At 62.7% G+C, this 25,472-nt stretch carries 25 protein-coding genes and 6 pseudogenes; 17 read left to right on the top strand and 14 right to left on the bottom strand.

The window, feature by feature from the left end; translation table 11 throughout:
• Positions 1 to 1,194: 1,194 nt before the first annotated feature.
• A complete protein-coding gene (locus AC1DE3_RS27525) occupies positions 1,195 to 1,404 on the bottom strand; it encodes a hypothetical protein (RefSeq protein WP_441514568.1) in 210 nt (69 codons plus the stop codon).
• Between the two features lie 676 nt (positions 1,405 to 2,080).
• Here AC1DE3_RS27525 and AC1DE3_RS27530 point away from each other — a divergent pair.
• Positions 2,081 to 2,263 carry a hypothetical protein gene (locus AC1DE3_RS27530; RefSeq protein ID WP_476798079.1) on the top strand — a complete coding sequence of 61 codons (183 nt, stop codon included), beginning with the start codon at positions 2,081 to 2,083 and terminating at the stop codon, positions 2,261 to 2,263.
• Here AC1DE3_RS27530 and AC1DE3_RS27535 read toward each other — a convergent pair.
• The gene (locus AC1DE3_RS27535; RefSeq protein ID WP_476798080.1) at positions 2,241 to 2,738 is read right to left on the bottom strand and encodes an MOSC domain-containing protein; all 498 of its coding nucleotides are present in this window, start codon (positions 2,736 to 2,738) and stop codon (positions 2,241 to 2,243) included. The genes AC1DE3_RS27530 and AC1DE3_RS27535 overlap by 23 nt on opposite strands.
• An 82-nt stretch (positions 2,739 to 2,820) precedes the next feature.
• The gene (locus AC1DE3_RS27540; protein ID WP_476798081.1) at positions 2,821 to 3,339 is read right to left on the bottom strand and encodes a cupin; all 519 of its coding nucleotides are present in this window, start codon (positions 3,337 to 3,339) and stop codon (positions 2,821 to 2,823) included.
• 184 nt (positions 3,340 to 3,523) lie between these two features.
• Between AC1DE3_RS27540 and AC1DE3_RS27545 the strand changes: the two genes are divergently transcribed.
• The 3 genes from AC1DE3_RS27545 to AC1DE3_RS27555 all read left to right on the top strand — a co-directional run bounded on the left by AC1DE3_RS27545 (position 3,524) and on the right by AC1DE3_RS27555 (position 6,215).
• Positions 3,524 to 3,781: a BrnA antitoxin family protein gene (locus AC1DE3_RS27545; RefSeq protein ID WP_476798082.1), complete on the top strand. Its 258-nt coding sequence runs from the start codon at positions 3,524 to 3,526 to the stop codon at positions 3,779 to 3,781.
• 525 nt (positions 3,782 to 4,306) lie between these two features.
• Entirely contained in the window at positions 4,307 to 4,624 is a 318-nt protein-coding gene (locus AC1DE3_RS27550; protein WP_476798062.1) for a DUF1236 domain-containing protein, read from the top strand.
• A gap of 199 nt (positions 4,625 to 4,823) precedes the next feature.
• Positions 4,824 to 6,215: a DUF1236 domain-containing protein gene (locus tag AC1DE3_RS27555; protein ID WP_476798061.1), complete on the top strand. Its 1,392-nt coding sequence runs from the start codon at positions 4,824 to 4,826 to the stop codon at positions 6,213 to 6,215.
• 578 nt (positions 6,216 to 6,793) lie between these two features.
• Here AC1DE3_RS27555 and AC1DE3_RS27560 read toward each other — a convergent pair.
• The 5 genes from AC1DE3_RS27560 to AC1DE3_RS27580 form a co-directional block, all read right to left on the bottom strand.
• On the bottom strand, positions 6,794 to 7,066 hold the full coding sequence (locus AC1DE3_RS27560) for an HU family DNA-binding protein (RefSeq protein WP_476798060.1): 273 nt from the start codon (positions 7,064 to 7,066) through the stop codon (positions 6,794 to 6,796).
• Between the two features lie 213 nt (positions 7,067 to 7,279).
• Entirely contained in the window at positions 7,280 to 7,408 is a 129-nt protein-coding gene (locus AC1DE3_RS27565; protein ID WP_476798059.1) for an AraC family transcriptional regulator, read from the bottom strand.
• A 134-nt stretch (positions 7,409 to 7,542) separates the two neighbouring features.
• The gene (locus AC1DE3_RS27570) at positions 7,543 to 9,111 is read right to left on the bottom strand and encodes a hypothetical protein (RefSeq protein WP_476798058.1); all 1,569 of its coding nucleotides are present in this window, start codon (positions 9,109 to 9,111) and stop codon (positions 7,543 to 7,545) included.
• A gap of 90 nt (positions 9,112 to 9,201) precedes the next feature.
• Positions 9,202 to 9,588: a hypothetical protein gene (locus AC1DE3_RS27575; RefSeq protein ID WP_476798057.1), complete on the bottom strand. Its 387-nt coding sequence runs from the start codon at positions 9,586 to 9,588 to the stop codon at positions 9,202 to 9,204.
• Complete coding sequence (locus AC1DE3_RS27580) at positions 9,585 to 9,998, bottom strand: GNAT family N-acetyltransferase (protein ID WP_476852960.1); 414 nt, start codon at positions 9,996 to 9,998, stop codon at positions 9,585 to 9,587. Before AC1DE3_RS27580 ends, AC1DE3_RS27575 begins: the two co-directional genes overlap by 4 nt.
• Positions 9,999 to 10,141: 143 nt before the next feature.
• On the opposite strand from AC1DE3_RS27580, the gene AC1DE3_RS27585 reads away from it, so the two are divergent.
• Together AC1DE3_RS27585 and AC1DE3_RS27590 are read left to right on the top strand one after the other, a co-directional pair.
• The gene (locus AC1DE3_RS27585) at positions 10,142 to 10,567 is read left to right on the top strand and encodes a LysR substrate-binding domain-containing protein (RefSeq protein WP_476798055.1); all 426 of its coding nucleotides are present in this window, start codon (positions 10,142 to 10,144) and stop codon (positions 10,565 to 10,567) included.
• Positions 10,500 to 10,838, top strand: coding sequence for a LysR family transcriptional regulator substrate-binding protein (locus AC1DE3_RS27590; protein ID WP_476798054.1), 339 nt, complete (start codon positions 10,500 to 10,502; stop codon positions 10,836 to 10,838). Before AC1DE3_RS27585 ends, AC1DE3_RS27590 begins: the two co-directional genes overlap by 68 nt.
• Positions 10,839 to 11,251: 413 nt before the next feature.
• On the opposite strand, the gene AC1DE3_RS27595 is transcribed toward AC1DE3_RS27590, so the two are convergent.
• Positions 11,252 to 11,563, bottom strand: a complete 312-nt coding sequence (locus AC1DE3_RS27595) for a DUF1236 domain-containing protein (RefSeq protein ID WP_476798053.1) — start codon at positions 11,561 to 11,563, stop codon at positions 11,252 to 11,254.
• Positions 11,564 to 11,809: 246 nt separating this feature from the next.
• Between AC1DE3_RS27595 and AC1DE3_RS27600 the strand changes: the two genes are divergently transcribed.
• On the top strand, positions 11,810 to 12,031 hold the full coding sequence (locus AC1DE3_RS27600) for a hypothetical protein (protein ID WP_476798052.1): 222 nt from the start codon (positions 11,810 to 11,812) through the stop codon (positions 12,029 to 12,031).
• Between the two features lie 177 nt (positions 12,032 to 12,208).
• On the opposite strand, the gene AC1DE3_RS27605 is transcribed toward AC1DE3_RS27600, so the two are convergent.
• Positions 12,209 to 12,421, bottom strand: coding sequence for a hypothetical protein (locus AC1DE3_RS27605; protein ID WP_476798051.1), 213 nt, complete (start codon positions 12,419 to 12,421; stop codon positions 12,209 to 12,211).
• A gap of 419 nt (positions 12,422 to 12,840) precedes the next feature.
• On the opposite strand from AC1DE3_RS27605, the gene AC1DE3_RS27610 reads away from it, so the two are divergent.
• The gene (locus tag AC1DE3_RS27610) at positions 12,841 to 12,969 is read left to right on the top strand and encodes a hypothetical protein (protein WP_476852961.1); all 129 of its coding nucleotides are present in this window, start codon (positions 12,841 to 12,843) and stop codon (positions 12,967 to 12,969) included.
• A 317-nt stretch (positions 12,970 to 13,286) separates the two neighbouring features.
• Here the strand turns inward: AC1DE3_RS27610 and AC1DE3_RS27615 are convergent, their stop codons facing one another.
• Positions 13,287 to 14,285 (bottom strand): zinc-dependent alcohol dehydrogenase family protein, encoded by a 999-nt coding sequence (locus tag AC1DE3_RS27615; protein WP_476798050.1) that lies wholly within the window; start codon positions 14,283 to 14,285, stop codon positions 13,287 to 13,289.
• 105 nt (positions 14,286 to 14,390) lie between these two features.
• Between AC1DE3_RS27615 and AC1DE3_RS27620 the strand changes: the two are divergent.
• The 8 genes and pseudogenes from AC1DE3_RS27620 to AC1DE3_RS27655 all read left to right on the top strand — a co-directional run.
• Positions 14,391 to 15,282 (top strand): annotated as a pseudogene (locus AC1DE3_RS27620) (LysR family transcriptional regulator).
• 23 nt (positions 15,283 to 15,305) lie between these two features.
• Positions 15,306 to 15,467: a hypothetical protein gene (locus AC1DE3_RS27625; RefSeq protein ID WP_476798049.1), complete on the top strand. Its 162-nt coding sequence runs from the start codon at positions 15,306 to 15,308 to the stop codon at positions 15,465 to 15,467.
• A 650-nt stretch (positions 15,468 to 16,117) separates the two neighbouring features.
• A complete protein-coding gene (gene nhaA, locus AC1DE3_RS27630) occupies positions 16,118 to 17,962 on the top strand; it encodes a Na+/H+ antiporter NhaA (protein WP_476798048.1) in 1,845 nt (614 codons plus the stop codon).
• Positions 17,963 to 18,352: 390 nt separating this feature from the next.
• Positions 18,353 to 19,738, top strand: coding sequence for an aminotransferase-like domain-containing protein (locus AC1DE3_RS27635; protein ID WP_476798047.1), 1,386 nt, complete (start codon positions 18,353 to 18,355; stop codon positions 19,736 to 19,738).
• A gap of 19 nt (positions 19,739 to 19,757) precedes the next feature.
• Complete coding sequence (locus AC1DE3_RS27640) at positions 19,758 to 21,182, top strand: cytochrome ubiquinol oxidase subunit I (RefSeq protein WP_476852962.1); 1,425 nt, start codon at positions 19,758 to 19,760, stop codon at positions 21,180 to 21,182.
• Between the two features lie 12 nt (positions 21,183 to 21,194).
• A pseudogene (locus AC1DE3_RS27645) lies at positions 21,195 to 21,294 on the top strand (hypothetical protein); the annotation flags it as partial.
• Positions 21,295 to 22,338 (top strand): annotated as a pseudogene (locus tag AC1DE3_RS27650) (ISNCY family transposase); the annotation flags it as partial.
• Positions 22,339 to 22,560: 222 nt separating this feature from the next.
• A pseudogene (locus AC1DE3_RS27655) lies at positions 22,561 to 22,829 on the top strand (transposase); the annotation flags it as partial.
• 285 nt (positions 22,830 to 23,114) lie between these two features.
• Here the strand turns inward: AC1DE3_RS27655 and AC1DE3_RS27660 are convergent.
• From AC1DE3_RS27660 to AC1DE3_RS27670, 3 genes and pseudogenes are all read right to left on the bottom strand, one after another.
• Positions 23,115 to 23,387: an HU family DNA-binding protein gene (locus AC1DE3_RS27660; protein WP_441514548.1), complete on the bottom strand. Its 273-nt coding sequence runs from the start codon at positions 23,385 to 23,387 to the stop codon at positions 23,115 to 23,117.
• Between the two features lie 19 nt (positions 23,388 to 23,406).
• Positions 23,407 to 23,844: a Ros/MucR family transcriptional regulator gene (locus AC1DE3_RS27665; protein WP_441514549.1), complete on the bottom strand. Its 438-nt coding sequence runs from the start codon at positions 23,842 to 23,844 to the stop codon at positions 23,407 to 23,409.
• Between the two features lie 466 nt (positions 23,845 to 24,310).
• Positions 24,311 to 24,509, bottom strand: a pseudogene (locus AC1DE3_RS27670) (ATP-binding cassette domain-containing protein); the annotation flags it as partial.
• Between the two features lie 814 nt (positions 24,510 to 25,323).
• Here AC1DE3_RS27670 and AC1DE3_RS27675 point away from each other — a divergent pair.
• Positions 25,324 to 25,472 (top strand): annotated as a pseudogene (locus AC1DE3_RS27675) (IS630 family transposase); the annotation flags it as partial.

Below are 25,472 nucleotides of genomic sequence, written 5' to 3' on the forward strand. Positions count from 1 at the left end.
TCGTCGCAGACCACGCGGAGCCTGTAGAAGAGAGCGGCTGGATCGACGTCCGAGAGATCGCAGAAAAGGTACCCGGCGCGGGTATCGTCGGAGTTGCTGCCAAATTGGTAGGTGAGCGGGAGCGTCCGGCCGTCCCGCAGGACAAGCAGACCTTTCCCGGTATACATCGCCGGCCCCCCCGCCAACTGCCTCGGCAGTACGCGCCCTGTTTCGGGGTTAGGGCAAGCGACGTTTAACGTCCCAATTGCTCGGCATCTTCTGCGTCATTCCGGAACCTTGCGTTCAAGGTCGTGTTTTTATCATGCCGCGTTCGTAGCCGATGCTCATCGGTCAGCCCTGCCAGCTCTCGGATTGCGGCGGTGATTGTTTGGCTCCCAATCACCGGAGACGGAACCGCGTCGGCGCCCCACGCCCGGCGCGGTTCCCTTGTTTGCAGGTGAGCGGAATCGCGATGAACCCGAAAATACGGAAAACGCTGCGCGGCTTCTTGCCGAGGCGCACGAGGTTATTTTCCGGGCTCTCATGACCCTCGCGCCCAGCCCAGGCGACCAGCCAAGGTGCCAACGGCGTGGCCGGTGCTTCCCGCCGATTGCAGCAGCTCAGCACAGAGATCATTGCGGTCCAAGACTGGCCCGATCGTGAGTTGCCGCACGGGAACCGTTCCGACTTTCCCCGGTTTTTGTCCTGCCGCTTTCGAGCGCCGGTGAAATCCTTCATCGGCGTGTTTAGGGGGCCATCCTCGGAAGGCGGTAGGGAGTCGCTTCACGGTCACCCCGATGCGGCTCCCTTCTTGCGCGTTTTGATGACGCTCACGATGAGCAGGTTGAAGATCGACCTGAGCGCGCCGAGCGTGTTGTCCGTCAACCGCAGATGGCGAACTTGGGTTCAATCACCTTGCTGATCGTCTGATTGACGGACACTTGCCACTACCGAATTCAGCCCGGTCTCGCCATGCGGGGCCGGGCTTTTTGCGTTTTGGAACCCAACGCGCTAGGTCGCGTTTTCAAGCCACATTTCAGAGAAGTGCTCGATCTCGAGCAAGGGGCTGGAGGCCCAAGCGAACCCCGCCACCACCATGGCGGGGTTCGTCGTTTTCGGTCGATCGGCCGTTCGCCTTGGAGCTCCGCATGCCGGTCGATCTCGGCGCGAAGACTTTGCCCAGTCTTACTTCGGCGGGCACGGGCGCTTCTACGGCTATTGCTTCGGCTGATGCTTGGCCTGCTCCTGGCTGGCCTTGGCGAGCATGGCCTCGAGCGCCACAAGCGCCGTCATCGGCAGGACGAGCAGGAGGTCGGAGTCACCGATTGTCTCGAATCTGATGAGGGCGTCGCCGCGCGGGTCGCCGCTCACTTGGACCATTGTCGGCTTCACAACCGGGATTTCAACAGACGGCTTCTCAGACATGGCGCTAGCGTAGCATCTGGATCGGAAGGCTCAATCTAGCAAATTTCGCCCTGTCACGCTTCAACTGGGCAGATTCCGGTCGTTCGTGGATCGTTCACGATTTCCAGCCATTCTATCCGAGCGCCTTCGATGCGGCGTGGCGCCGAGCTGCCGTTTTCTCCTCCCATGGCATGTGTGGCTCGGCGCCTTTTTTTACCTCGTCGCTAGGCGGGGGCGGGCTCGGTGCCAGCGAAGAGCAATGCCGTCCCGTTCGGGATTCTCAGCTTAGGTTTCCAAGCACGACCTGAACGATGGAATTGCCGTCACTGTGGCGCCGGATCCGGCTGTTGGTCGATGAGCCGGACCGCAGCGCGAGCGCGACCGGGCTACTTATCTCGCCGCGTCCTACACGCTGGCCGCTGGGAGCGGTATTCGCAGCGCTCAGCCGACGGCCCGAACAAGCGACCGACGCAAGTACGGCGCGCACTCCATACTGAGCACTGCCGCGACAAAGACGGCAAACGCTACAAGGTCGTCGTCTGGCGAGAATGGCCCGGCCTGTCGCTGACGTCCTACACGCTCGAAGATGGCACTCCCGTGCACTTTGAGGACGAGTGTTATTTCACACTGCCGTCCGGAATAATGCTCAGCCGCTGTGAGGACGAATGAGTGACCTCGAAGATGGTGAGGTCTCGTGATGCTGCGGCAGGATGTGAAGCGCGGCGGCGAACTCGTGGCTACCTACCAAATCGAGTATCCGGACCTGGCTGCGGCCCTTCGAGAAATTCGCGCCGATCTAAAAGCTGGTCGGCTTGAAGCGATGACGGTTGCCGGAAGGCAGCTGAGCGACGAGGAAATCACCGCTCTAAAAGAGCGATAGGCGGATTCTCGCACCCGCTTGAAAGCAGCTCAAGATGTTCTGCTACGACGTCACCGACGCAGGCCGAACCGTTTTCTATGACGCAGGCTGTGATGCCGCCATGGCCGCGAACGGCATTGTATCCTCCAACGCCGAGGTTTTCCTCCATCCGGGAGCAGGGGTGACACTCCCCCGTGGTTTCGAGGATCGCGGAACCGATTCTGAAGCGCTTATCCTTCAGTGCGAGCAGATTGATGCCGCGGGTGACGACATTCCGACGCAACTCGTCCAGGGATCCCTGTGTGTGGCCAAGGTAGCTGGCGATCGCGGCGAGGTGTTCACTCTGGATCAGAGTCACTTGGCGCTTGCCGGCGGCGCGGGTGTAGCGATCGCCAGCAAGCCCTTGGGAGACGTCAAAATCGGCCCTTTGGAGCGCGACCATTGGTTCGCTGCGTCCCGGTCGAACACCCAGCCACACAACCTGCCCAGTCTTCATGGGAGCGTTCAGGAGCCGCGCGAGCGGGGAGGAGGGGTGCAGAGGCATTGATCCTTCTCAGCTCCGGAATAAGCCCGATCGCTCAAGGAACGCTCGCATCAGCCCATAGCCGAAGCATTGGGCCGTCGTCTCCAACGACGGGATCCCGCGGCGGGAAGCTCAAGATTGCGATCCTCTGGATCATGGCCGACGTGGCTTCTTCACGCACGATGTCGCCGGTCTGACCGGGCGCGTATGCGCCGATAACGAGGAAATCGTCAGATTGGCTGAGACAGCGGTGACCTGTTCCGGCTGGAAGGACTACGACGTTCCCGGCTGTCACATCGACCTCCCGGCCGGTATCGCCACCCAGCATGAGCTTCGCGTGCCCTGCCGCGATGCCGAGGACTTCATGCCCCTGTGAGTGATAGTGATCGAATTCGTAGATCCCATCGCGCCATTGCGGCGGCCATCCATTTTCGGAGAACCGTTTTTCCATCAGCGTCGCCAGGTCGGCAGCATCGGGACCGAACGCCCCCTCATAGATCAGCGCGGGTAGCCTGGGATTGTTGGGCACGAAGCTCCAGGGCTCGAAACGCAGGGCGGTCACGGTGGTCTGCATAAACGGACATCTCCCAAGGACGAGCTTTTAACGCCGTCGCCGCATGGCCGTTCCTCGGGGGAGGCTGCTTTGATTCCCAGAACCCACCAAAAGGACCCTCAAGATCATTGACGACAAGCCTGGTATGATTGAGCCAGCGACTTGGTATGAGGACGTAATGAGCAACCATCGAACGCGCCGCCCAATGAGCGCTCGCGACAAGGCGGAAGCCCTTTTCGCCGCGCCGAAGGTGGCGCCACCTGCGCAAATTGAGAAGCGTACCGTTCTGCCGGGCGCCAAGGAAATGGTTACTCTTCGGATCAACAGCGAAGTACTGGCGCACTTTCAGGATGGCGGCCCCGGTTGGCAGGACGGGATCAACGACGCTCTCAGAAAGGCGATGCCAGCAACCCTCGACGACGGACTGAGGCCGGAAGAGCTAAACTCGTCGAACGACGGCTGATCATAAGGCCAGCGAATTGGCTGATCGCGCTCACCAAGCCGAAGCCCGCGCCCTAGCCGCGAAGCCGCGCTCGCTGCGGCAGAGCTGGCGCTGTGCAACCTGATGAACGCCGCCGGGCACTACAAGGCCACGCATTCCGAGATTGACCGCGAGGCCCTGTCTGGATGCCGATGGGGAGAACAGCCATGTGCCATGCAACCCCAGGAGGCTGAACCAAGCGGTCATGATGACGATGACGACCGAGACGGAGTAGTGCGCCCATGGTCTGCCCCCTTAAGAAATTGGCCCGACCGAAGTGCGAGTTTCGACCGGGCCGGCCCGTTTTGAGCGACGCGAAGGCGGTGCCATGCCTCGGAGCTTACAAAGATTCTAAAGAGCAAACAGTTCCGAAAAAATTGGGAGTCTTTTCAACGTTATAGCTGAACGGATATAGCGCATTCTTTAATTAGAGGAATTTGGAACAGGTCCCTTCGCGAGCGAGTTTGAGGCGCATCGCACAATCGTGTGCGCAACCGGAGGAACCACATGAACCGTACGATTCTTGGAATGGTCGCTGCGTCTGCGCTCGTGGCCAGCTCGGTTGCTTTTGCTCAGAGCACCACCATCACCATCAGCCAGCCCGAGCGGACCAAGATCAAGGAATACGTGGTCAAGGAGAAAATGAAGCCGGTCATGGTCAAGGAGAAGGTCACGGTCGGCGCGACGCTTCCCGCGGATGTTGAGCTTCGAACCGCTCCTGCCGATTGGGGCACGAGCGTCAGCAAGTACAGCTACGTCTACACCGACAACCACGTCGTTCTGGTCGAGCCTTCCAGCCGGAAGGTCGTTCAGATTATCGAGTGATCGTTGCTGACGAGCCGGCCAATGGCCTGGCTCGTCACACCGCCCGCCGGTGACTCCGGCGATTCATTACAGCGCAGTGTTCCGTGAGAATCGGCGCCTCTCAACGCCGAGCTGGCCGTTTTTGAACCCACGCGCAGGGTAAACCCTCCCGATACGGGCGACACCAGTTCGGCATCACTCTCATCAGGGAGGATGTCCCATGAAAAAACTTGCAGGCGTTGCCTTAGCCGCCTTGGCACTACCTGGGGTCGCCTGGGCCCAGCCGATCGTGATCGAGCAAGATCAGGCCCCGCGCGCCAGGTCCGAAGGGCCGATGGAACGTCAAATGCCGCCGCGCGGTCCCGAAGCCGAGCGCGGTTCTCCGGATCGGACTGAGATGCCGGCGCGAGAGCGGCGAGACGTTCAGTCTGGCCCCTCACGCGGTCAGGATGCCGAGCGCATTCAGGCTCCCAAACGCGATCAGGCGCAGAAGGAGCCGCCGTCTTCTTCCGAACGGCCTCGAACCGGGCAGAGAGAAAAGGACACTGAACGGGATCGGGCTGCGCAGCGTGAACAGCCTTCGCAGCGGGACACGAACCGCGCAGGCGAGCGCGCACACCCAAACAGCGACGCGGATAAGTCAACGGGCTCAGCGAGGTCGTCGCAGCCAGAGAACAGGACCAGCCCGAGCAACGCCCGTTCAGCGCAGCCCGAGCCGCAGACGAACCAGCCCGGAACGGCGTCGACACCAGAGAAGCCTGCTGCTGGACCCCAAACGGCTCAGCCCAGCGCTGGCAACAAGACCGACACAAACCGTATTGCTGAGACTGTCAGGCAGAGTATCGACCGAAAGGAAATCCGGCCAGTCAAGGACTTCGGTGTCTCGGTGTCGGTCGGCGCAGAACTGTCGACACGCGTGGAACTTCGACCCCTACCGCGGGAGATTGCGGAGATGCGCCCGCAATATCGCAACTTTAGTTATACGGTATCGGACAGCGAGATTGTCATTGTCGACCCGTCCAGCCGGCGCATTGTCGAGGTCATCGAACGTGATGGACGAAGTGGCGGGGGCGCGAACCTCTATGCTCTGTTCGAGCAGAGGCGCGACGCTAGGCGCTGGCGCAGACCTGACACAGTCGTATTCCAGACCGGTGTCATCATCCCGCGAGAAGCTCAGCTATATGCCTTGCCCGTTGAGGTGATCGAAACCCATCCGCATTGGCGTGGCTATCAGTACGTGATGACCGAGACCGACGAGATTGCTGTCGTAGAGCCAGGCTCGCGTCGCATCGTCGAGGTCGTCGATCGCAGTAGCCAGAGCGGAACCGCCACAGCCGCGGGAGCGGGACGTGCTGCCACCCCAGCAAGCCCGCCGCTCACTGACCGGCATGAGCTGGCTAAGCTCATCTTGCAGCAAGCCAAGCCCGGAGAAATGCAGAGCCTCGACGGTCTCAAAGGCTCGGTCCTGCCGAGCGAAGTCGCGATCCGGCCGTTGCCTTCCGAAGCGGAGCAGCGTGAGCCGCAACTGCGTGGGATGCAGTACACATTGATTGGCGACGATGTGCTGATAGTTGACCCACAAACGAGGCGCATCGTGGACGTCATCGAATAAGGCCCGAGAAATGCGCTCCGTCCGCCTTGGCTGGCGGAGTGCACCAGCAGGTGACCAAGAATGAGCACGCATTTTGTAGAGACGGGAGAACGTTGTTGAATTCCTGCCAATTGGAGCGAAATCGGCGCTCCAGCCTGCGCTATCTGTCGGTTCTTCTCTCGGCTGCGGCAGCGATTCCGCTCCCCAGCCGCGCAGGGGATGTACAGCTCCGGAACTGTGAAGACAGCCGCCGCGAAGTTGCTCGAAAAGGCGAAGCGATGCTGCTCAGTCGAGAAGAACTTGAAGCACGGTTTGTAAGAGACAGGAGTTTTTGCCGCCCTACTGAAAGAGCTGTTCCCGCTTTCATTAAAAGCCAGGACCGGGACATGTGTTTCGTGGGTTACGAGTGCCGACATTCATAGCCCGCACGGTCATCAAAAATCCGCATCAGCCGCAATTTCCCGATGCGGACGATACTAGAGCTTTTCGTAGATGCTTCGGAGGACCACTGCACTGAACCAGTTAACGGATTCGCTTCGCGAGAAGACCGATGTTGGTCGGCGGCCATATGGCCGCCAGATCGTTTTGACACTCGCAGATCAGGCGACTGTGTCTGCCAGGTCCTTCGCGACCTTGAACTTCACGACGGTCTTCGCAGGCACATCGATCATGGCACCGGTCGAAGGGTTGCGAGCCTGACGCGCATCGCGCTTGGCTGCGGACAGCTTACCGACCCCGCCCAGCGTGACGTCGCTGCCCGACTTCAGGGTCTTCGAAACCACGCCCGCCAGCGAGGCCAGTACGGCTGCCACGTCGGCCTTGGACTTGGCTGCGTCTTCGGCGACTGCAGCGATCAGTTCATTCTTGGTCATGATTTTCTCCAGAGGATCCATTAGAGTTTTGCTGATTGCGCGCGGAGAAGCATGAAAGCACTTGACAGTATTCGAGGGCCTAGGTGCAAAGCCCAAACACGCACTCGATAGCTTCGCCCGCCGGACTGAATGCGCCATATGCGGACCTTGGGCTCCCGCCGGAAAGCGGACACTGGTTTTGAAAGTCATAGGGCGCCTCGACGCGGCGCTTGCCTACCTGTTTTGGCGCAGGGCACGCGGCGTTACTCCGAACGCCGCCTTGAAGTCCCGTGAGAGATGGGCGCTGTCGGCAAAGCCTGAACCCATGGCAATGTCGGTGAGCGAGCGCCTGAAACTCTTCATTGGTGCGCGGAAGGGCTGTCCTCGGAACGCGGCGGGGGAGCCGCCTTTAGGCGCCAGAGTGGAAGGCCGGATTTCATGCAACTCCGGCCGCCCACGCTCCGTTGCGTAGGCAGCCGGCCGACCTGCTTCCGCTTTCAGGCGAACAAAAAATCACTCTGCGTCAGCGTGTGCGTGAAACTGTGGAGCGTCACCTGATCCGCTCCCGCCGTAATGACGGTATCGGCGCCGCTTTGCGCAACGGTCAGGTCGGCGAAGGATTGCACGCCCGCCACGCCGCTGAACGCGATTTTGTCCTGCTGGACCTGGCTGAAGTCTTCGATGATGTTATTGGTCCCCACTGTCATCGAACCAGCGTCCTTGAACAGGAACACATCGGCGCCGCCTTGAGCCTGGTCGCTCAGTTGTCCGTCGCCCCACATGTCGTTGCTGACCGCGGATCCGGATGCTGCGGTCCCGGCGATCAAGGTATCGTTGCCGCCCTTGGCTGAGCCCGACAGGTTTGCGGCGTCACCGAAGAGAATGTTCGTCATCGTGGCACCGTCGGTGTTGTTGCCGCCGGTCAGCATATCCTTGCCTCCTTGCGCAGAACCGGACATGGAGAGCGCATCGCCGTAGAGCTGGTTGAGAGCCTCCCCGGTACCAGTGCCGCCCGACAGGCGATCGTTGCCGCCTGTCGCATCGCCGGACATCGTCAAGGCGTCGCCATAGGCCAAATTCGGGAATTCCTCGCCTGTTAATCCCCCAGCAAAGACCGCGGCGTCATCGCCCCCCTGAGCATGGCCGGACATATCGCCGCCCGCATCACCGAAGAAAGTAGTGGCGGAGCCGGGACTGCCAGTGAACGTGTCGTTGCCGCCCTTCGCAAAGTCGGACATGTCGACGCCCGCGTCACCGTAGAAAATGCAGCTGTGAAAGGCCGTCTCGCTTGTGAAACTGTCGTCGCCGCCCTGAGCATGGCCGGACATGTTGCGCCCGGCGTCGCCGTAAAAAACGCTGCTACTGAAGAGGGCGCCGGCCGTCAAATCGTCGTTGCCGCCCTGGGTGAAATCGGACATATCGAGGCGCGCATCACCGTAGAAAGTGTTGGCAATGTCGCGGAAGCTGACACTGGTGAAGCTGTCATTGCCGCCTTGAGCATGGTCGAACATGCTGCCGCCGCTGTCTCCGTAGAAAATGTTGTTCGACGCGAAGCCGCCGCCAAAGCTGCTGTCGTTGCCGCCCCGAGCATGGCCGGACATATCGCCGCCCGCATCACCGGTGAAAGTATTGACGGATAGGCCCCCGCCCTGGAAACGATCGTCGCCGCCCTGAGCCTGATCGGACATCCGGCCGCCCGCATCACCGATAAAAGTGTTGATGGAGAGGCCCCCGCTCTGGAAAGTGTCATTGCCGCCCTTTCCGTGGTCGAGCATGTCGCCACCCACGTCACCGTAGGCCGTGTTGGTGGAGCTGAGCGCACCCCTGAAGGAGTCGTCGCCGCCCTCAGCATGGTCGAAGATGCCGCCGACCGCATCGCCATAGAAGGTGTAGTCGGCCGGGACGCCCCCGCTGAACGTGTCGTTGCCGCCCTGGGAATGATCGAGCAGGCTGCCGCCGGCGTCGCCGACCAAGACATTGTTGGTCGGATCGCCGACGAGGGTGTCATCGGTGCCCAATTGATGATCGGTCAGATCACCCGGGGTAAACGGGACGCGGTGAGACATGGTATGCTCCCACTGAGTTACCCCAGCGCCCGTCACAATTTTAGGCTGATACGCCCGAGCCCACAACGAGCACAAATGGGCTAATTCGGTTCAATCGCTTCGGCCGAGCGGTAACTCATCCAGGTGCGCGACGACGGCCTCCGGGGAGATGAGCACGACGCCATATCCCGGCGCCTCGAAGCTCACCGGCGCCACGTCCTGCGTCACGAAGTCCAGCGCAATCTGATGTTCGTTCCCCTCACCCCGGAGAAAGGTATTCCGTGCCAGGACCCGGCCGTCGCTCGATGCAGGTGTCCCACGAACATGTGTCGAACCCGGCCCATGTGCGGTCGCAGGACGCCCAGCAACGAAGGCCGCGTCCATGTGGAAGGCTCGGATGCGCGCGACGCAGCGCCTCAGGCGGTCCTGGGGGTCCAGGCCGTGCAAGGGCAAGCCGGGGCCGACGAGGTGCAGGTCGGACAGGTGAATAAACTTCATGTCGCCAGCCCACTCGGACTCACCGGCTTGCTCATGATGACGCTGCGGTAGTTGGTATGGGACCACTGCGCATGCTCGATAAAACGGTAACCGCGACTCCGATACAGTGGGACGAGGTGCTCTGCCGGCTCCGCGGTGTCGAGTGCGATCTCCTCCGCTCCCGTCTCGGCCGCCCGTCGCTCCGCTAGGTCCATCAACCGCGCGCCAAAACCAGTGCGTTGCCCGTCCGGCATGACGGCGAATTGGCCGAGGCTGGCAACTTCGGAGCGGTCTAACCAGGGCGAGCCAGAGGTTCGATTGGCCGCCTTGAATAGGATCGTGCCGACGATGGCGCTGCCCGCGACAGCGGCCCAGCACTCGCCCGAGGCGGCTCGATCCCGCGTCATGGAGTCGGACTGGTGCGTCGCCATGTACCGCAGTCCCATGGCCGCCAGCTGTCGAGGCTGAAAGCGTCTCGACCGCCGCCCGCCTCCTGGGCTTGACAGTCAGCTAGCAACTTCGCGAGCTGGAGCGCAGCCTGGGCGTCCACCTCCTGGAGCGTGCCGCCGGACGGATGATCGTGAATGCCGCTGGGGCTGCGCTCGTGGAACCTGCCCGGCGCGCGATCTCGGCGGCTGAAGATGCTGTGACGGCTGTCGCGGAGCACGGCCAGGGTGGCGCCGGGCGGCTGCGGCTGGGAACCGGCGCCACGGCCTGCATCCACCTCCTGCCGCCCGTACTACGACGGGTAAAGGCGGCAATGCCCGGGCTGGTGGTGACCGTGGCCATCGGCAACACTGCGGAGATCCTTCCACGGCTGGAAGCGGGCGACCTCGACGTGGTTTTGGCGACACTGCCCGTACCGCAAAGCCGGGCTCTGAGCACCACGCGGCTGCTGGCCGACCCGCTGCTCGCGCTGCTGCCAGCCGCCAGTGCCGCCCCCGGGCGAGGCGCCGATCACGGCGAAGGCGCTCGGCGCGTTGCCATTGATCCTCTATGAGGAGGGCGGCAACACGCGAGCGGCGACCGATGCCTGGTTCCGGCAAGCGAGAGCAGAACCGGAGCCGGTGATGGAACTCGGCAGCGTCGAGGCGATCAAGAACTTCGTCGGCTCGGGGCTGGGTGCTGCCGTGCTCCCCGCCCTGGGCGCTGCCGGAGCCGCTCCCGGGCACCGTCACGCGCACTCTCCAGCCCGCCGCCTCGCGCTGTCTTGGTTGCGTACTGCGGAAGGAGAAGGTGCTGGACCGGGGATTGCGGCTGTTCCTTACTGAACCGCAGCGTTGGAGACTGATCTAGAGCCTAAATTATCCGAGGCCTATTTCTGCTGCCCACCCATTTTGGCCGTTTTGGTTGAACGGCTCACAGCCTAGCCGGAAGTAGACCGAACCTTCGCACAGCAGTTAAGGGCCGGCGCTCCACCGTCCCTCTTGAGGGCGTTCTATGCACCAGCAAATGGCATCAAGGGCGGATCGAGACCGTCATCGTCTGCGGGCAATGCCGGACGTACGGGCTTCCCGGGAATCGGGTGACGCTTCCTTGCACTGTCATGGGCTTTTTACGCGACGCCAGCGGCGATGCCGCTTATTCGGAATGGCTCGATTTTAAGATGGACTGGCCGGCCTAACCGGCTCCTAAACTCGGCCCGGTCTCCGAAAGGGGGCCGGGCCTTTTTGCTATGCAGAGATCACTCGATGATCTGAACGATCTTGCGGGAGCTCGGCTCAACCAGAACCGTCTTATCGTTGACGACAGCGAAGCGGTACTGCGTGACGCCAACATCAGAAGGCAACGTGTGCAAGGTCACCGATGACGGTAGGGCGGTGCCGACAGCAACCGACTCGGTCACTTTCACGGAAGCGGGGTGTTCCTTCATGATGTACGTCCGGACCTTGCTTTGCTGATCCGTCGTGATGGTGGTGGTTGTAGTCGATGTCTGCGCGATTGCCGCGGAGCAGGTCAGTGCTGCAACCAGTGAGATCAGGACTGGATAGCGCATCGAGATTCTCCTCTTTCGAATCCCCCCGCCGGTTTCGCAAACACCGATGGAGCGCGCTTGTTCCATGATTGGCCTGCCGGCCTCGCATAGGGCGCGTACTGCGGCATGGCGCCGAGCTGGAGTACCCCTCCCGCAAGATGTTACCGCGGATGGTGCGCGGAGTTCGGGCATGTCAAATGACGTTGAGATCGTTGCAACCCTTCCTAAATTTGCCTTCGCAGGTGTCCTTTTTGGAGGGAGGGAGACATGCCTTTTTCGTCGCTGAGCGACCCCACTGATCTCGCTCGGGCTTACGCGGCATTGGAAGCTGTATGGAACGAGGTGAAAGGTTCCATCCCCGACGAAGAATGTGAGAAAGAGCGGATGAAGATTGCTTACATCGTCGCCAGCCTCGTACCTCAGTCGCTGGACGAGGAGGAGCTGACTCAGAGTGTCCTGCTCCGCTACCGGCGGTTAGTAGCGGCCTGAAAGAAGTGCCCGTCGGCGCTTGCCGGCGGGCACCTCATACTGAGGAACGAATTCACCACCCCCCCGTTTGGGACTCGTTCGCGGTGCGCGTCGGGTTCTCAGAGAGATCCTAACCTTACTCCTCGGCGCGGCGCAGGATTGGCGTCGGCTCTGCTCAACCGTCGCCCTAGCAGCGCTTCACGCGAGTTTCCGGTCATGCCGGCCGTCCCACGCCCTTACCGCCTGCTTGAGCGCACTCATTTCAGCCTGCTCGTCCTCAGAGCGCTCGCCAGCCTCCAAAGCCTTCAGTCGGTCGAGAGCAACGGCATAATCCTCTCGCGATTCGATTTCGAATTTCGAATTTGGCTCGCTTGGCCTCTGATCCGGATAATGGATTGCCTTCGCCTTCATCGGTCGATCCTCCTTGCGGGAGAACGACGGGGATCGACCAACGTTCCGACCTAGGCGTCCTGGTCGATCCTGAGGGTGTGAAGCTGAAGGCAGAGACGCCAGGCGAACTGTTGCAGCCCGTTATCGCCAAGCCCCGCTCAGCTACCCGTAGATCAGAATGAACACGAGCGCCGTGTGAGGCCGTGGGGGACCAGAGCGTCCTTTGCCCGGTCTCGCTTCGGCGCCGCGGGGTTTGTGCGTTTCTAAGGCTATTGCTTCGGCTGATGCCTGGCCTGCCCCTGGCTGGCCTTGGCGCAGCGACAGCGCAGGCAGATGTCCGGAATCGGCGTTACGGGCGGCATCTCGCTGACGTCGATGCCGTTCCGATAATGGTTGCATTCATTGCAGGAGATTTCCGCGCAGCGGAGGCCTAGTGCCTGATGACCGCCTCGTCGGGCTCGGCCTCGATAACGCCATCGATCATCGCTCGGCGATGTCGTGGATACGTCGAGGCCCTTGGCCTGCCGGCGATGCGCTTCGAGATCCGGGTTACCGCGATCATCGATTGAGCGGGTTCTGGCTATACCGCTTACGTGGGAAAAGGCGTCTTCGTCTCCCACATTCTCCCATCGATGATCGAACACTCGGTTCGGTTGGCTCAGCTTGGAATGTCCGCTTCCCGACAAGATGCCAATGTCCGGAAATGGCGCACATCTGCCTCGGTTCTATAGCGAGATGGGCCGCCGCTCAATCGGTCCGGAGCTGATGCCGCGAGCGGCGAGTTTTCGTCAGCTTGGATTAAGCAATATTGCGATAGTCGGGAGCAATCCGGGAGAGTGATCGTGGTCCAAGGGCGAAAGCCCTTGGAGCTTCTCTACCGCGGTTCTCAGCCGATCGTTACGATCAGCTTCCCTTCCGCCGGGCGGTCCGCGATCGCCTCGTGCGCGGCCGCGACGCCGGCGAGGTCGAACTTGCGCGGATCGAGGCTCGCTGCCACCTTCCCGGCCTCCACTAGCCTTGTCGCCTCACGCATGATCTCGCCATGATGCGCGCGCCCTTCGCCGGTGAGGAGCGGGTGCAGGGTGAAGACGCCCGAATAGGTGGCGCCCTTGAAGGAGAGGGGCGCAAGGGCGTGTGTGCCCCAGCCGAGGCAGCTCACGACATGGCCGAACCCGCGCACCGCCGCGAAGGATGCATCGAGTATCGTGCCGCCGCCGGTATCGTAGACAAGATCAAAGCCGTGGCCGTCGGTGTGCTTGGCGACATACTCCGCGACCTCGGTGGATTCGTAGTCGATCGGAGTTGCCCCGAGGCCACGGATGAACGCGGCGCGCGAGCCTCGATCGACGGCGAAGACGTCCGCGCCGAATGACTTCGCGATCTGCACCGCGACATGTCCAACGCCGCCCGCGCCACCCTGGATAAGCACCTTCTGGCCGGCGCTCACTCCGGCGCGATCGACTAGCCCTTCCCAAGCCGTGATGAAGATGAGCGGAAGCGCGGCGGCCTCGCGCATCGAGATGTTCCAGGGCTTGCGCGCGAGAAGCGCCGCATCGACCGAGGCATACTCCGCCAGCGATCCCTGCAACCCGCCGACGCCGCCGGTCATGCCGTAGACCTCATCGCCGCGCCGAAAGCTATCGACGCCTTCTCCCACCTCCTCCACCACGCCAGCAAGATCGATGCCGAGGACCGCGGGAAGGGGGTGGCGCGCATGCGCTGCGGCGCCCGCGCGGATCTTCGTGTCGAGCGGATTGACGCCGCTCGCGCAGATCCTGACGAGAACCTCGCCGGCGCGCGGCTTGGGACGCGGTATGTCGATCAACCGGAATTCGCCGCCGTGTGTCTCGAGGACAGCAGCCTTCATTGTGAGATTGGCAGTCATCAGATTTCTCCTTTCATGAAGGAGAAGGTGGAGGCTTTATTGCCGCATGGAAATTATCTATTCTGTTTTTAGTCCATGCAATTTTGTTTGAGTTGGAGCGCTTCGTTGGAGTGGAGCGATATCCGCGTTTTCCTGGCGATTGCGCGACGCGGCACATTGGGAGCGGCAGCCAGGGAGCTGCGACAGACCCAACCGACGATGGGCCGCCGGCTGCGTGCTCTTGGAGGCCGCCCTCGGCCACCGGCTGTTCCAGCGCACTCAGGACGGCTTCGTGCTGACCGACGAGGGCCAGGCCGCACTCGCGCATGCGCAGCGGATGGAGGAGGAGGCGCTCGGGCTCCGGAGGGAGTTGGCGGGGGCCGAGGCGACGCTCGAAGGCCTGCTGCGCGTCTCATGCTCGGACTGGTTCGGGATCGTGGTCCTTGCCCCGATCCTGGCGGAGTTCTCGGCGATCCAGCCTCGGGTCACGGTAGAACTCCTCACGGACCCGAGGCTCTATAGCCTTCCGCGACGAGAGGCGGACCTGGTTTTCCGCATCAGGCCCTTCGACGAACCCGAAGTCGTCTCCCGGCGCCTGATGCGTATTCCGTACGGAGCCTATGTGAGGGCGGGCGCTGCCCGTCCGACCGGTGACGGAGCCGGTTATCCCCTGGTCCTCATGGATACTACGTTCGGCGGCATGCCGGACGTCCACTGGATCACACGGAAGCTCCCCCAGGCGCACATCATGTCCCGCAGCAACAACCGCCAAATCCAGGCGCGCCTGTGCGCGTTGGGCGTCGGCCTCGCCGTCCTGCCCCGACCGCTCGGCGACACCGTCGCGGGGCTCGACCTGATCGACCTAGGTGAACCGCCTCCGCCAAGAGACACCTGGGTGGGCTATCATCGCGACATGTGCCGGAACGCCCGCCTGCGCGCGCTCCTCGATCTAGTCATCCATCGGCTCGGAGGGTATTTCAGCGGCACGAGCAAGGCCAGCGAAGCCGTCTCGACCTGATACGCTGGAGGAAGCGGGCAATTGTGGAGAAGCAGCAAACGCTGCTCCTCGACGACAACAGTTTCCCGGGCCGCCCTGAGGGCGCCCAGGTGCTCGCCCCTGACGATGACCCGACTCTTGCCGATCCCGTCGAGCAGGAGACTTTCCCCGCAATCAAGCCGCCGCTGCAGGGCGATCTGTTCTGAAGGTTATCGCCCAGGGTCGCGAAGAAAGAATTTGGGCCGTCAGCCGCTACACCTTCGCGAAAAGGGTGCCAAAAGCCCTGCGGGCGACCTTCAGCTGGGTCTGGGATCGATCTCGCAGCGGCCCTTCCTGGACCGCGATAATGAAGTGATTCTTATCATCCGGGATGATCATCAGCGGTCGGCTGCGAGGGTGCTCAGACCGGCTGGACGAGGATCATCCGGATCAGACCATCTAGCCGGCTGACACTATGATAGCGGCAAGCAGCCAACTCGGCTGGGTCCAGATGCCGCGGCGCTGATCGTCAGGATGCATGGGCCACGCCGATTTCAACGCGGCCCGACGCCCCCTACAGCCACCAAAGCAACGGTATTGCGAGGGACGAGGCGCTGAGCGGATCTCGCACTCAATGTCCACCCCGACGCTGTGGATCTAATCGGGATCTGGCAGTCCGGAGTCGACGACGCCTTCCTTGCGCTGCCGGATCTTCCCAGAAGGAGTACAGGCTACTCGCTCGCGCCCGTCGCAAGGCCGGCGCCAGCGAACCCGATATGACGCAACTCCTCGACTGTGGCTACCATGGGCCGGAATGATCTGCCCGGAACGCCGATAGAAGACGAGCGGCTTCCGCCGAGATAAGGGAATCTCAGGGATGTCGCACGCCGCGATCGCGAATCGCCTTGACCGCTCTGTCGACGATACGGTTGATCACGTCCTCGGTCCCGGCCACGCTCCCATCACGCTCGTCGAATATGGGAGCTATGCCTGCCCATACTGCCGCGCTGCCAATGAGCGCATCGTCGAAGTCCGCGACCAGCTCGGGGAGCGCCTGCGCTACGTTTTTCGCCACCGGCCGCTCACCGGCAGTGACATTGCGCTGCGCGCGGCTGCGTTGGTCGAGCGGGCGCAGACGGCCGAGCAGTTCTGGGACGCGCATGTCAAGCTGATGACGCGCTCGCAGGTTCTAACCGAGGAAGATCTTGAGGCGGTCGCCCGGGATCTCTGCTTCGCCGATCTTGATCCGGAACGCGATGCGCAGGAGGCCGAGCGTGCGGCTGCGCGCGTCGAAGCCGACATCGCTAGCTCAAAGGCCAGCGGTGTACGCTTCACGCCCTCGTTCTTCATCAACGAGCGGCGCTACGACGGCCCCTGGGACGAGAGTTCCTTTCTCGATGCGATGCTGGGAACGCTCGGCCATCGCGTCCGGGTCGCGGCCCTCGACTTCGCCAGTTGGGGGCCCTCGGCCGGCATCCTTCTCCTACTCGCGACGATCTTCGCTACGGCGTTGACCAACTTACCGCTGGGCCCGACTTTTGAGGCCTTCTGGCACCGCGAGATGGCGCTCTCGTTCGGCGACGCTCACTTCGGCATGTCAATCCAGCATTGGATCAATGACGGCCTGCTCACGATCTTCTTCCTGGTCGTCGGCTTGGAGATCAAGCGCGAGTTCACCGTCGGCCATCTGGTGAGCCGACGCTCAGCCGCGTTGCCGATCGCCGGCGCGATTGGGGGTATGCTGGTTCCGGCGGCGCTTTACCTGCTCGTCCTGCCAGGTGGCCCCTGGTCGCATGGCTGGGGCGTGCCGATGGCGACGGACACCGCATTCGTCATCGCCATCATCGTCATGATGGGCCCGCGAGTGCCGATCGAGTTGCGCATCTTCCTTACCGCAGCAGCCATCGTCGACGACATCGGCGCGATCATCGTGGTCGCGCTCTTCTACTCGGGCAAGCTCGAGCTCGGTTACCTAGTGGCGGCACTGGCCCTGACCGGCGGGCTCGCGGGCCTCAATTACGCGCATGTCTACCGCGTGACGCCTTATGCGCTGATCGGCATCGCACTCTGGGCCTGCATCTATGCCGGGGGGCTGCATGCGACGCTGGCCGGTATTCTGCTGGCGCTGTTCATCCCGACGCGCCCGCCGGCCAATCTGTCCGCGCTCACCGCTCAGGCTAACTCGATCATGTTGGCGGAAGCTGCGCATGGTGCTGAAGTGCTCCGGCACGGCCCTTCCACTCCCGCATTGCGCGCGCTTGACGCCATCCACGATCGACTCGAATCGCCCGCAGATCGCCTTCTCCGCCATGCCGGGGCCCGATCGAGCTATCTGGTGCTGCCCCTTTTTGCCTTGGCGAATGCTGGCGTCGCCATCGCGCCGAATCTTTTCGAAGGGCGGGGCATGCTCGTTATCGCGATCATGGTCGGGCTGGTGGTCGGCAAGCCGCTGGGAATGCTGAGCGCCGCCGCGCTGGCGGTCCGCCTCGGCATCGCGGTCAAGCCCGCAGAATATTCCTGGCCGCAACTCGCCGGCGCGAGCGTGCTCGCCGGCATCGGCTTCACCATGTCGCTTTTCATCGCCGGCCAGGCCTTTGCCGACCCCGATGATTTCGCCGCCGCCAAGGTCGCCGTCTTCGCCGCGTCGATTGCCGCGGCCCTGCTGGGCGCGGCTGTGCTCTGGTGCGCAGCGCCGAGGCTCACCTCTCAGGCACAGGAATGAGCGTTGGCCAATTCTACTAACCTGCGGATTCGATCAACGCTTCAAGCTTCTGAAATCGTTCGTTAGATGGCCCAACCAACGGACAATTGAACACTTGTCACGCTTTGAGGGGATGTCTGCATGCCGTTCGGATGCACAATGCCGCAAAGCTCCCCGACGGTTTGCTTCGGATCCTGGCGTGAAGCAAAGAGACGTCCTGTTTCTGCCGGTCTGTCCGGCCCGAAACAGGCTGCAATGCGGCCGCGGCGCCGCCAATTAGCGATAAACTCGCTAATGTTCACGATAGCTGGTGCGCCGATCCGCCGCAGCGCTGCTCCCGCGGTCCCCTTCGGCTATTCAGAAAGACATGCTACTCTTATTGCATGTTTGATGGCCATACAATTTCGTAAGATGTCTTGGTCTCCGCGCTATGTGAACGCTGCGCCCTCGCGCTACCAGGGAATCGTCGAGGCCCTCGCGGCGGATATCGACAGCGGGGCCGTCCAGCCGGGGGAGCGGCTGCCGGCGCAGCGCGCCGTGGCGAAGGCGCTCGGTGTCGATCTGACCACGGTCACCCGGGCCTTCAACGAGGCGCGAAGACTCGGTCTTATCGAGGCTCAGTCGGGCAGGGGAACCTTCATCTGCGGGACGGTCGATGCTGCGAGAACCTCCGTGGAGGAGGGCGGCCGGGCCGGCATCGATCTCGGCATGAACATCCCGCCGCAGCCCCGGAGCGCGCGGCTGCAGCAGCGCATCGCTGATGGCGTCGCGGAGCTTCTGCGCAGCCCAAGCGGGCTGTTGCGCTTTTCCTATCAGGAGAGCACCGGCCATGCCGCGGACCGGCGAGCGGCCGCGGCCTGGCTGCGGGACCGACTCTGCGAGATCCAGCCCACGCGGATGCTCGTCGCGGCGGGGGCGCAGAGCGCGCTCTTTGCGATCTGCACGTTGCTTCTGGCGCCCGGCGAGACGGTGGCGGCCGGCGCGATGACCTATCCCGGGCTGAAGGCAGTCGCGCTACAATGCGGCTTGCCGCTAGCCCCTCTTGAGATGGACAAGGAAGGCATCGTCCCGGACAGCTTCGCGGCTCTGTGCAGGAAGGCGGCGCCGAAGGCGCTCTACGTCGTTCCCTCAATCGACAACCCGACGACGGCGAACTTGCCGCTCGCGCGCCGCCAGGCGCTGGCCGAGCTCGCGCGCCGCCATGGCGTCCGCATCATCGAGGATGATCCCTATGCGCCGCTCCTGCGAGATCCGACGACGCCCTTCGCCGCGCTCGCGCCGGATATCACGTGGCACGTCGCGACTTTGTCGAAAGCCGTCACGCCGGCGCTCAGGGTGGCTTACGTCGTCGCACCAGAGGAGGCCCAGGCGCTCGACCTCGCGGGCGTGTTGCGCGCCACGACGCTGATGGCGCCGCCGCTACTGGCGGCGCTTGCCTCGCGCTGGATCACTGATGGCACGCTTGCTGAGATCGTCACCGCGATCCGGGAGGAGAACGGGCGCCGGCAGGCCTTGGCCGCCTCGATCTTGGGAGCGGCCGCCGCCGCCGACCCGCAGGGTCCTCATCTGTGGCTGCGTCTTCCCGCCCATTGGCGGGCCGAGGAATTCGCGCAGCGCGCCTCAGGCTCCGGCGTTGCGATCGTTCCCGGCTCCGCCTTCGCCGTCGCCGCCCCCGCGGTCGAAGCGGTGCGCCTGTCGCTGGGCGCCGTACCGGGGGATGAGGCACTCACGGACGCCCTCTCCAAGCTCGCCGGCCTTCTCTCAAAACCCTCGCTCGCGCCGCGAGCCATCGTCTAGCAAGGCGAAAGGACGTGTCATGTTCGGTCTGACGGCACTGGAACTCGCCCGGATCCAGTTCGGCTTCACGATCTCCTTCCACATCGTCTTCCCCGCCATCACGATCGGGCTCGCGAGCTATCTCGCGGTACTCGAAGGGCTCTGGCTCTGGAAGAAGGAGACGGTCTATCGCGATCTCTACCATTTTTGGTTGAAAATCTTCGCGGTGAACTTCGCGATGGGCGTGGTTTCCGGGCTGGTCATGGCCTACCAGTTCGGCACAAATTGGAGCTACTTCTCCGCTTTCGCCGGTAGCATCACCGGCCCACTACTCGCCTATGAGGTGCTGACTGCCTTTTTCCTTGAGGCTGGGTTCCTCGGCGTCATGCTCTTTGGCTGGAACAAGGTGGGGCCTGGCCTGCATTTCTTCGCGACGACTATGGTCGCGCTCGGCACGCTGATCTCCGCCACCTGGATCCTCGCCTCCAACAGTTGGATGCAGACGCCGCAGGGCTTCGAGATCATCGACGGCCGTGTCGTGCCGATCGACTGGCTGAAGGTCATCTTCAACCCGTCCTTCCCCTACCGCCTCGCGCATATGACCATCGCCGCCTATCTGGCGACGGCGCTCTTCGTCGGCGCCTCCGGCGCCTGGCATCTCCTGCGCGGTCGTTCTACGCCAGCGGTGCGCACGATGACCTCGATGGCGATGTGGATGGTCCTGATCGTCGCCCCGATCCAGATCGCGGTAGGCGACGCGCATGGCCTTAACACGCTGGAACACCAGCCGGCCAAGATCGCGGCCATGGAGGGCCACTGGCGCAACGAGCCGGGCGAGGGCGTGCCGCTCCTGCTGTTTGGTTGGCCCGACATGGCAGCCGAGACCACCCGCTTTGCCGTCGGCATTCCCCGTCTTGGCAGCCTTATTCTGACGCATTCGCTGGACGGTCAGTTCCGCGGCCTGTCGGAGTTCGCACCGCAGGACCGGCCGAACGCCACCATCGTATTCTGGTCGTTCCGGGTGATGGTCGGTCTCGGCATGCTGATGCTGGTGCTGGGCGTTTGGGCGCTGTGGCTCAGATGGCGAGGCCGGTTCTACGCCTCGCCGGCCTTCCTCCGCTTTGCCCTGTGGATGGGGCCGAGCGGGCTCATCGCCATTCTCGCCGGCTGGTTCACGACGGAGATCGGCCGCCAGCCCTGGCTGGTCTATGGCGTGATGCGGACCGAGCATGGTGTCTCGAACCACTCGGCGCTGGCGCTCTCGATGACGCTGGGCCTGTTCATGGTGATGTATTGCGCCGTCTTCGGCACGGGCATCAGCTACATGCTCAAGCTCGTCGGCAAGGGGCCGCAGGAGGGCGACGGCGGCGAGGCGGGCCATGGCGGCGAGGCCAGGCATGGCCAGGTCCTCCGCCCGGCGCGGCCGCTTTCCGCCGCGCCCGACGGCATCGACCCGGCGATCTGAGGAGACGGGACAATGGGCATTGATCTTCCGCTCGTCTGGGCCGTGATTATCGGCTTCGGCCTGATGATGTATGTCGTTATGGACGGTTTCGACCTCGGTATCGGCATCCTCTTCGCGCAAGCAGCGGCGTCAGTTTCATCAGCCACGGCTTCGTCGCGACCATTTTGGCGAGCTGGTTCAGATCGACGGCAGCGAGCATCGCTGGTTCGAGGATCGTGGCCCGCGCTGCACGCTGATCGTATTCATCGACGATGCGACGGGGCGCCTGGTCGGGCTTCGTTTCGTCCCATCAGAGAGCGCCTTTGCGTATTTTGAGACGTTGAAGGGCTATCTGACGAGCCACGGACGCCCCCTCGCCTTTTATTCCGACAAGCATTCCATCTTCCGGGTGTCGAAGCCGCAGGCTCAAGGCGGTCAGGGCATGACCCAGTTCGGCCGAGCACTGAGCGAACTGAACATCGAGATCCTGTGTGCGAACTCGAGCCAGGCCAAAGGGCGGGTGGAACGCGTGAACCGCACGCTGCAGGACCGCCTCGCGAAAGAGTTGCGGCTCGAAGGAATCTCGACGATCGAGGCGGCAAACGCCTATCTTCCTGCCTTCATGGCGCGCTTCAACGAGCGCTTTGCGACGGCGGCGGCGCGGCCGGAGAATCTCCATCGTCCGCTGGAGCGGGCGCCCGGACAGCTCGACACGATTCTGGCCTGGCGGGAACAGCGCTATGTCACGCAACAGCTGGCGCTTTCCTATGACAGCAAGCGGATCATTCTGGATGAGACGCCGCTGACGACTGGGCTGGTCGGCAAATACGTCGAGACCTACGAGTATCCTGATGGTCGGCTCGAGGTGCGCTGGAAAGGCATCGCTCTGCCTCATCGCGTGTTCGACAAGAAGCAGCGCGTGACGCACACCGCGATTGTCGAGAACAAGCGGCTTTCGGAAGCTCTTGCGTGGGTGAAGGCTCGCCAGGATGAGATCCGACCGGTACGAACCAAGACGAACAGCGAAGCCGGCGGCTACATCCCGCGCCCGAAAGGACGCCGAGGACCGATCTCTTTCGCCGATCGCCACGCCGCGGCGAAAAAAGCCAATCGCACCGCCTCTGCCGGCGCTGCTGCGAAACATGGGCTCTCCGCAGCCCCGGCAGAGGCTCCGTAGCGCCCTGTGACATTTCTAACTTGCTGCAACCTGAGACATTTCAATCCGGTTGCAACAGCTGGTGTAGGCGGGTGGGTTCAAGTTTGAAATGCGACTTGCGAATGATCCAATGGGTTATCAGTCGCAGGAACGCAGCGATGCAACGCACCTACTTCCAGATCGACCTGAACGACCGCCGCAAGCTCGCCCGATGGCGCGGCATGGGATTGAGCGTTGATGTCATCGGACTGGCTCAATCTCCAGGCCGGATCGGGTCTCAGACCGGGTTCTGCGACCCGCAGTCGCCCTGGCAGAAAGGCACCGTCGGAACACGAACGGCCGGGCCAGAAAATGGCTCTCGCGCGACGTCGATCCCCTCTCCATCACCGACCAGGAGCTGAAGGACATCTGCGAGCGCTTGAACACAACACCGCGAAAGTAACCCGGGCTACAAAACCCCGGCGGAAGTCTTCCGGCAGAAGCTCCTCGCCCAGATGCGGGCGGTCGGATAGGATCACACAGCCGCAAGTCGCGCTTGGCCAGGATTGCCGATTTGCCAGTGCTGCCCGGCGAAGCCGAGGGCATCGACAACCGTCGTCGCGCGGCGGCTAAAGCAGCACTAACTCTGCCAAATCGAAAATGCCTGCCACTGCGCCCGACGCCAAGCTCTCGCTCGAGTCTGAAGGCTGGGAAGAGTTGGAGGCGGAGGGATTGCTACGTTAGCGGGGAAGCCCGGAGCAGGCGAAGCTTCGCTAACGAGATCGCGAAGCCTCCTTCTCACCCTCGTACAATAAGCTTCAGGCGACCGTATCAGCGAGGTCCTTGGAAACCTTGAACTTCACAACGGTCTTGGCGGCCACGTCGATCATGGCGCCGGTCGAGGGGTTGCGCGCTTGGCGTGCATCGCGTTTAGCGGACGACAACTTGCCGACGCCGCCGAGCGTCACGTCGCCGCCCGACTTCAGCGTCGTCGAGACCACACCAGCCAGCGCAGCGAGAACGGCCGATACGTCGGCCTTGGACTTGGACGCGTCTTCAGCAATCGCGGCAATCAGTTCGTTCTTGGTCATGAAATCGTCCTCTCTGATGTCAGCTGGCTTTGGCGGTCTTGCCCCGCGCAGGCGTTTTCCGCCGCTGCTGTCCCAGGCCCATCTTCTTGGCCAGCGTCGAGCGGGCCTCAGCATACGCGGGTGCGACCATCGGGTAGTCAGGCGGCAAGCCCCAACGCGCCCGATAGTCCTCGGGCGACATGTCGTAGGCCGTGCGCAGGTGGCGCTTGAGCGATTTGAACTTCTTGCCGTCCTCGAGGCAGATCAGGAAATCCGGCGTAATGGATTTCTTGATCGAAATCGCCGGCGTCGGCTTCTCCTCAACGGGCGCCAGCGGCTCCGAACCAAGACCCGCGATCGCCGCATGGGTCGTAGCGATCAATGCCGGGAGCTCACCCGCCGGGACGCTGTTATTCGAAACATAAGCTGAGACGATATCCGCAACGAGGCCGATGAGGTTTTCGGTTTCTTCTGCCACTGTCTTCTCCTGGATCAATATGTGCGGCAATCGGAAGGCTAGGAATCAACAACCTATGGACGGCTTATGCCTGTTGAATGAGGGAAACAAGGCAGCTTCTCCACGACGATCGAGTTGCCTCCGCCATATTGCCCGGTTCAATGCGTCTATGTGGTGCGGCTTTGGTGATTGTTCATGCAGGGGCCCTGGATCTTTTCGAGCCGGTCGCGAGCCGTCTGGGCGAGAACGCTGATCATCGCCGTGTTGGCGATTGTGATTGTATTCCCTGCGCTATTTTGGCGTTAGGCGAGCTTCCAACTCTAGCCGTGCTGGCTTCTAATGACTTGGGAGATACTTGGCTTGCTCGGTGCTTGCTGTGGCCAACAGAGCTTCCAGGTCGGCGAGGGTCTTAGTGTGAGCTTCGAGCCGGACATTTGGCTGCGGCCTTACTATCCTAGTCAGAGCGCAATCGTACCCCCCACTATCCCCCATCCTGCCGGTAGCCGATCAGTTCTCCATCGATGGCGATGAAGCCCTCATCGACGCGCTCCAGATGATTGATCGCGCAGCAGGGTGGACTTGCCGGACCCCGACTGGCCGATGATGGCGGTGACGCTGCCAGGCTTCAGCGCCAGGCTGACATCATCGAGCACTTTCAATGGCCCAACGCTCTTCGAGACATGGTGATGCGGATCTCGCCGCCGCCGCAACTGGCGCAGGAAAGCCGTGAGCGAGACCGCCCACTCGTCAGGACCACGACCAGCGCTGATGATCGGCCGGCACCTTGCCTTGACATGGGGCACCTTCTGGCGCGGCTGGGGCAGCCGCGTGGCAAAGGTGAAGCAGATCGGGCAGGCTTGGGTTGGCTCGGTTGGGCTGCAGCCGGCCTTCTATGGCAATGCCAAGGTCACCACCGGCCAAGCAAGCCGCTCCCCGCCAAAGGGCATCGCCGATTCGACCGACGCTGGCGCCACCGGTGGCCTTCGCGGGCACTGCGAGGCTCGCACGAAGGATGGGCCTAGCGAGGCCAGTGCCGGTTCGTTCCGGTCGAAATGGCCAGCGTCACGAGACACACTGTGGCTGCAATCAGCAGCGTCGCGATTAGCTTCACCGGGATCAGCATGGGGACCTCCGCGGAGATCAAGCCATCTTCAGCTTAACCCCACCTCGTTGGGTGTGGTTCCCGTCGCATCCGGAGCATTTCATGGACACGACCGCCATTCAGCGGGCGCTGGTTGCGCTCGGCTATTCGCTTGTTGTCGATGGCAAGTCAGGTAGCAGCTCTGCAGAACGCTATGGGGCACAGGACTGCGGAACCCGAGTGCATGTCAATGAGCACTATGTCAGCAAGGCGAGCCTGCGCGAACAAGGTCGGGCAGGTGCTCGACCTTGTCCGCGATGTGCCAAAGCGACGTCGGCAGCATTAACGAACGGCTGGATCGCGTGGTCGAGAACCGCCACTCGACGCGCGGGCGGACCGGCTTTAAGCCGCCGTGACGTAAGCGGCGCCGGGACTGGTTCGAGGCCCAGCCCGATCTCGACCCGCGGCGCCTCGTCTTCATCGACGAGACCGGCCTGTCGACCAAGATGGCCCGTTTGCGAGGCCGTGCCCCTCGCGGTGAGCGTTGCCGGGCCGGCATCCCGCACGG

The organism is Allobosea sp. 10L417, from assembly GCF_056395485.1.

Coding starts and splice junctions, on each gene's coding strand:
- AC1DE3_RS27525 (WP_441514568.1), bottom strand. CDS start 1,404: ATGTCTGAGAAGCCGTCTGTTGAAATCCCGGTTGTGAAGCCGACAATG.
- AC1DE3_RS27635 (WP_476798047.1), top strand. CDS start 18,353: ATGTCTTGGTCTCCGCGCTATGTGAACGCTGCGCCCTCGCGCTACCAG.
- AC1DE3_RS27535 (WP_476798080.1), bottom strand. CDS start 2,738: ATGAAGACTGGGCAGGTTGTGTGGCTGGGTGTTCGACCGGGACGCAGC.
- AC1DE3_RS27530 (WP_476798079.1), top strand. CDS start 2,081: ATGCTGCGGCAGGATGTGAAGCGCGGCGGCGAACTCGTGGCTACCTAC.
- AC1DE3_RS27555 (WP_476798061.1), top strand. CDS start 4,824: ATGAAAAAACTTGCAGGCGTTGCCTTAGCCGCCTTGGCACTACCTGGG.
- AC1DE3_RS27550 (WP_476798062.1), top strand. CDS start 4,307: ATGAACCGTACGATTCTTGGAATGGTCGCTGCGTCTGCGCTCGTGGCC.
- AC1DE3_RS27580 (WP_476852960.1), bottom strand. CDS start 9,998: ATGGCGACGCACCAGTCCGACTCCATGACGCGGGATCGAGCCGCCTCG.
- AC1DE3_RS27540 (WP_476798081.1), bottom strand. CDS start 3,339: ATGCAGACCACCGTGACCGCCCTGCGTTTCGAGCCCTGGAGCTTCGTG.
- AC1DE3_RS27640 (WP_476852962.1), top strand. CDS start 19,758: ATGTTCGGTCTGACGGCACTGGAACTCGCCCGGATCCAGTTCGGCTTC.
- AC1DE3_RS27615 (WP_476798050.1), bottom strand. CDS start 14,285: ATGACTGCCAATCTCACAATGAAGGCTGCTGTCCTCGAGACACACGGC.
- AC1DE3_RS27575 (WP_476798057.1), bottom strand. CDS start 9,588: ATGAAGTTTATTCACCTGTCCGACCTGCACCTCGTCGGCCCCGGCTTG.
- AC1DE3_RS27605 (WP_476798051.1), bottom strand. CDS start 12,421: ATGAAGGCGAAGGCAATCCATTATCCGGATCAGAGGCCAAGCGAGCCA.
- AC1DE3_RS27560 (WP_476798060.1), bottom strand. CDS start 7,066: ATGACCAAGAATGAACTGATCGCTGCAGTCGCCGAAGACGCAGCCAAG.
- nhaA (WP_476798048.1), top strand. CDS start 16,118: ATGTCGCACGCCGCGATCGCGAATCGCCTTGACCGCTCTGTCGACGAT.
- AC1DE3_RS27565 (WP_476798059.1), bottom strand. CDS start 7,408: ATGAAGAGTTTCAGGCGCTCGCTCACCGACATTGCCATGGGTTCAGGC.
- AC1DE3_RS27660 (WP_441514548.1), bottom strand. CDS start 23,387: ATGACCAAGAACGAACTGATTGCCGCGATTGCTGAAGACGCGTCCAAG.
- AC1DE3_RS27595 (WP_476798053.1), bottom strand. CDS start 11,563: ATGCGCTATCCAGTCCTGATCTCACTGGTTGCAGCACTGACCTGCTCC.
- AC1DE3_RS27600 (WP_476798052.1), top strand. CDS start 11,810: ATGCCTTTTTCGTCGCTGAGCGACCCCACTGATCTCGCTCGGGCTTAC.
- AC1DE3_RS27610 (WP_476852961.1), top strand. CDS start 12,841: ATGACCGCCTCGTCGGGCTCGGCCTCGATAACGCCATCGATCATCGCT.
- AC1DE3_RS27585 (WP_476798055.1), top strand. CDS start 10,142: ATGATCGTGAATGCCGCTGGGGCTGCGCTCGTGGAACCTGCCCGGCGC.
- AC1DE3_RS27545 (WP_476798082.1), top strand. CDS start 3,524: ATGAGCGCTCGCGACAAGGCGGAAGCCCTTTTCGCCGCGCCGAAGGTG.
- AC1DE3_RS27570 (WP_476798058.1), bottom strand. CDS start 9,111: ATGTCTCACCGCGTCCCGTTTACCCCGGGTGATCTGACCGATCATCAA.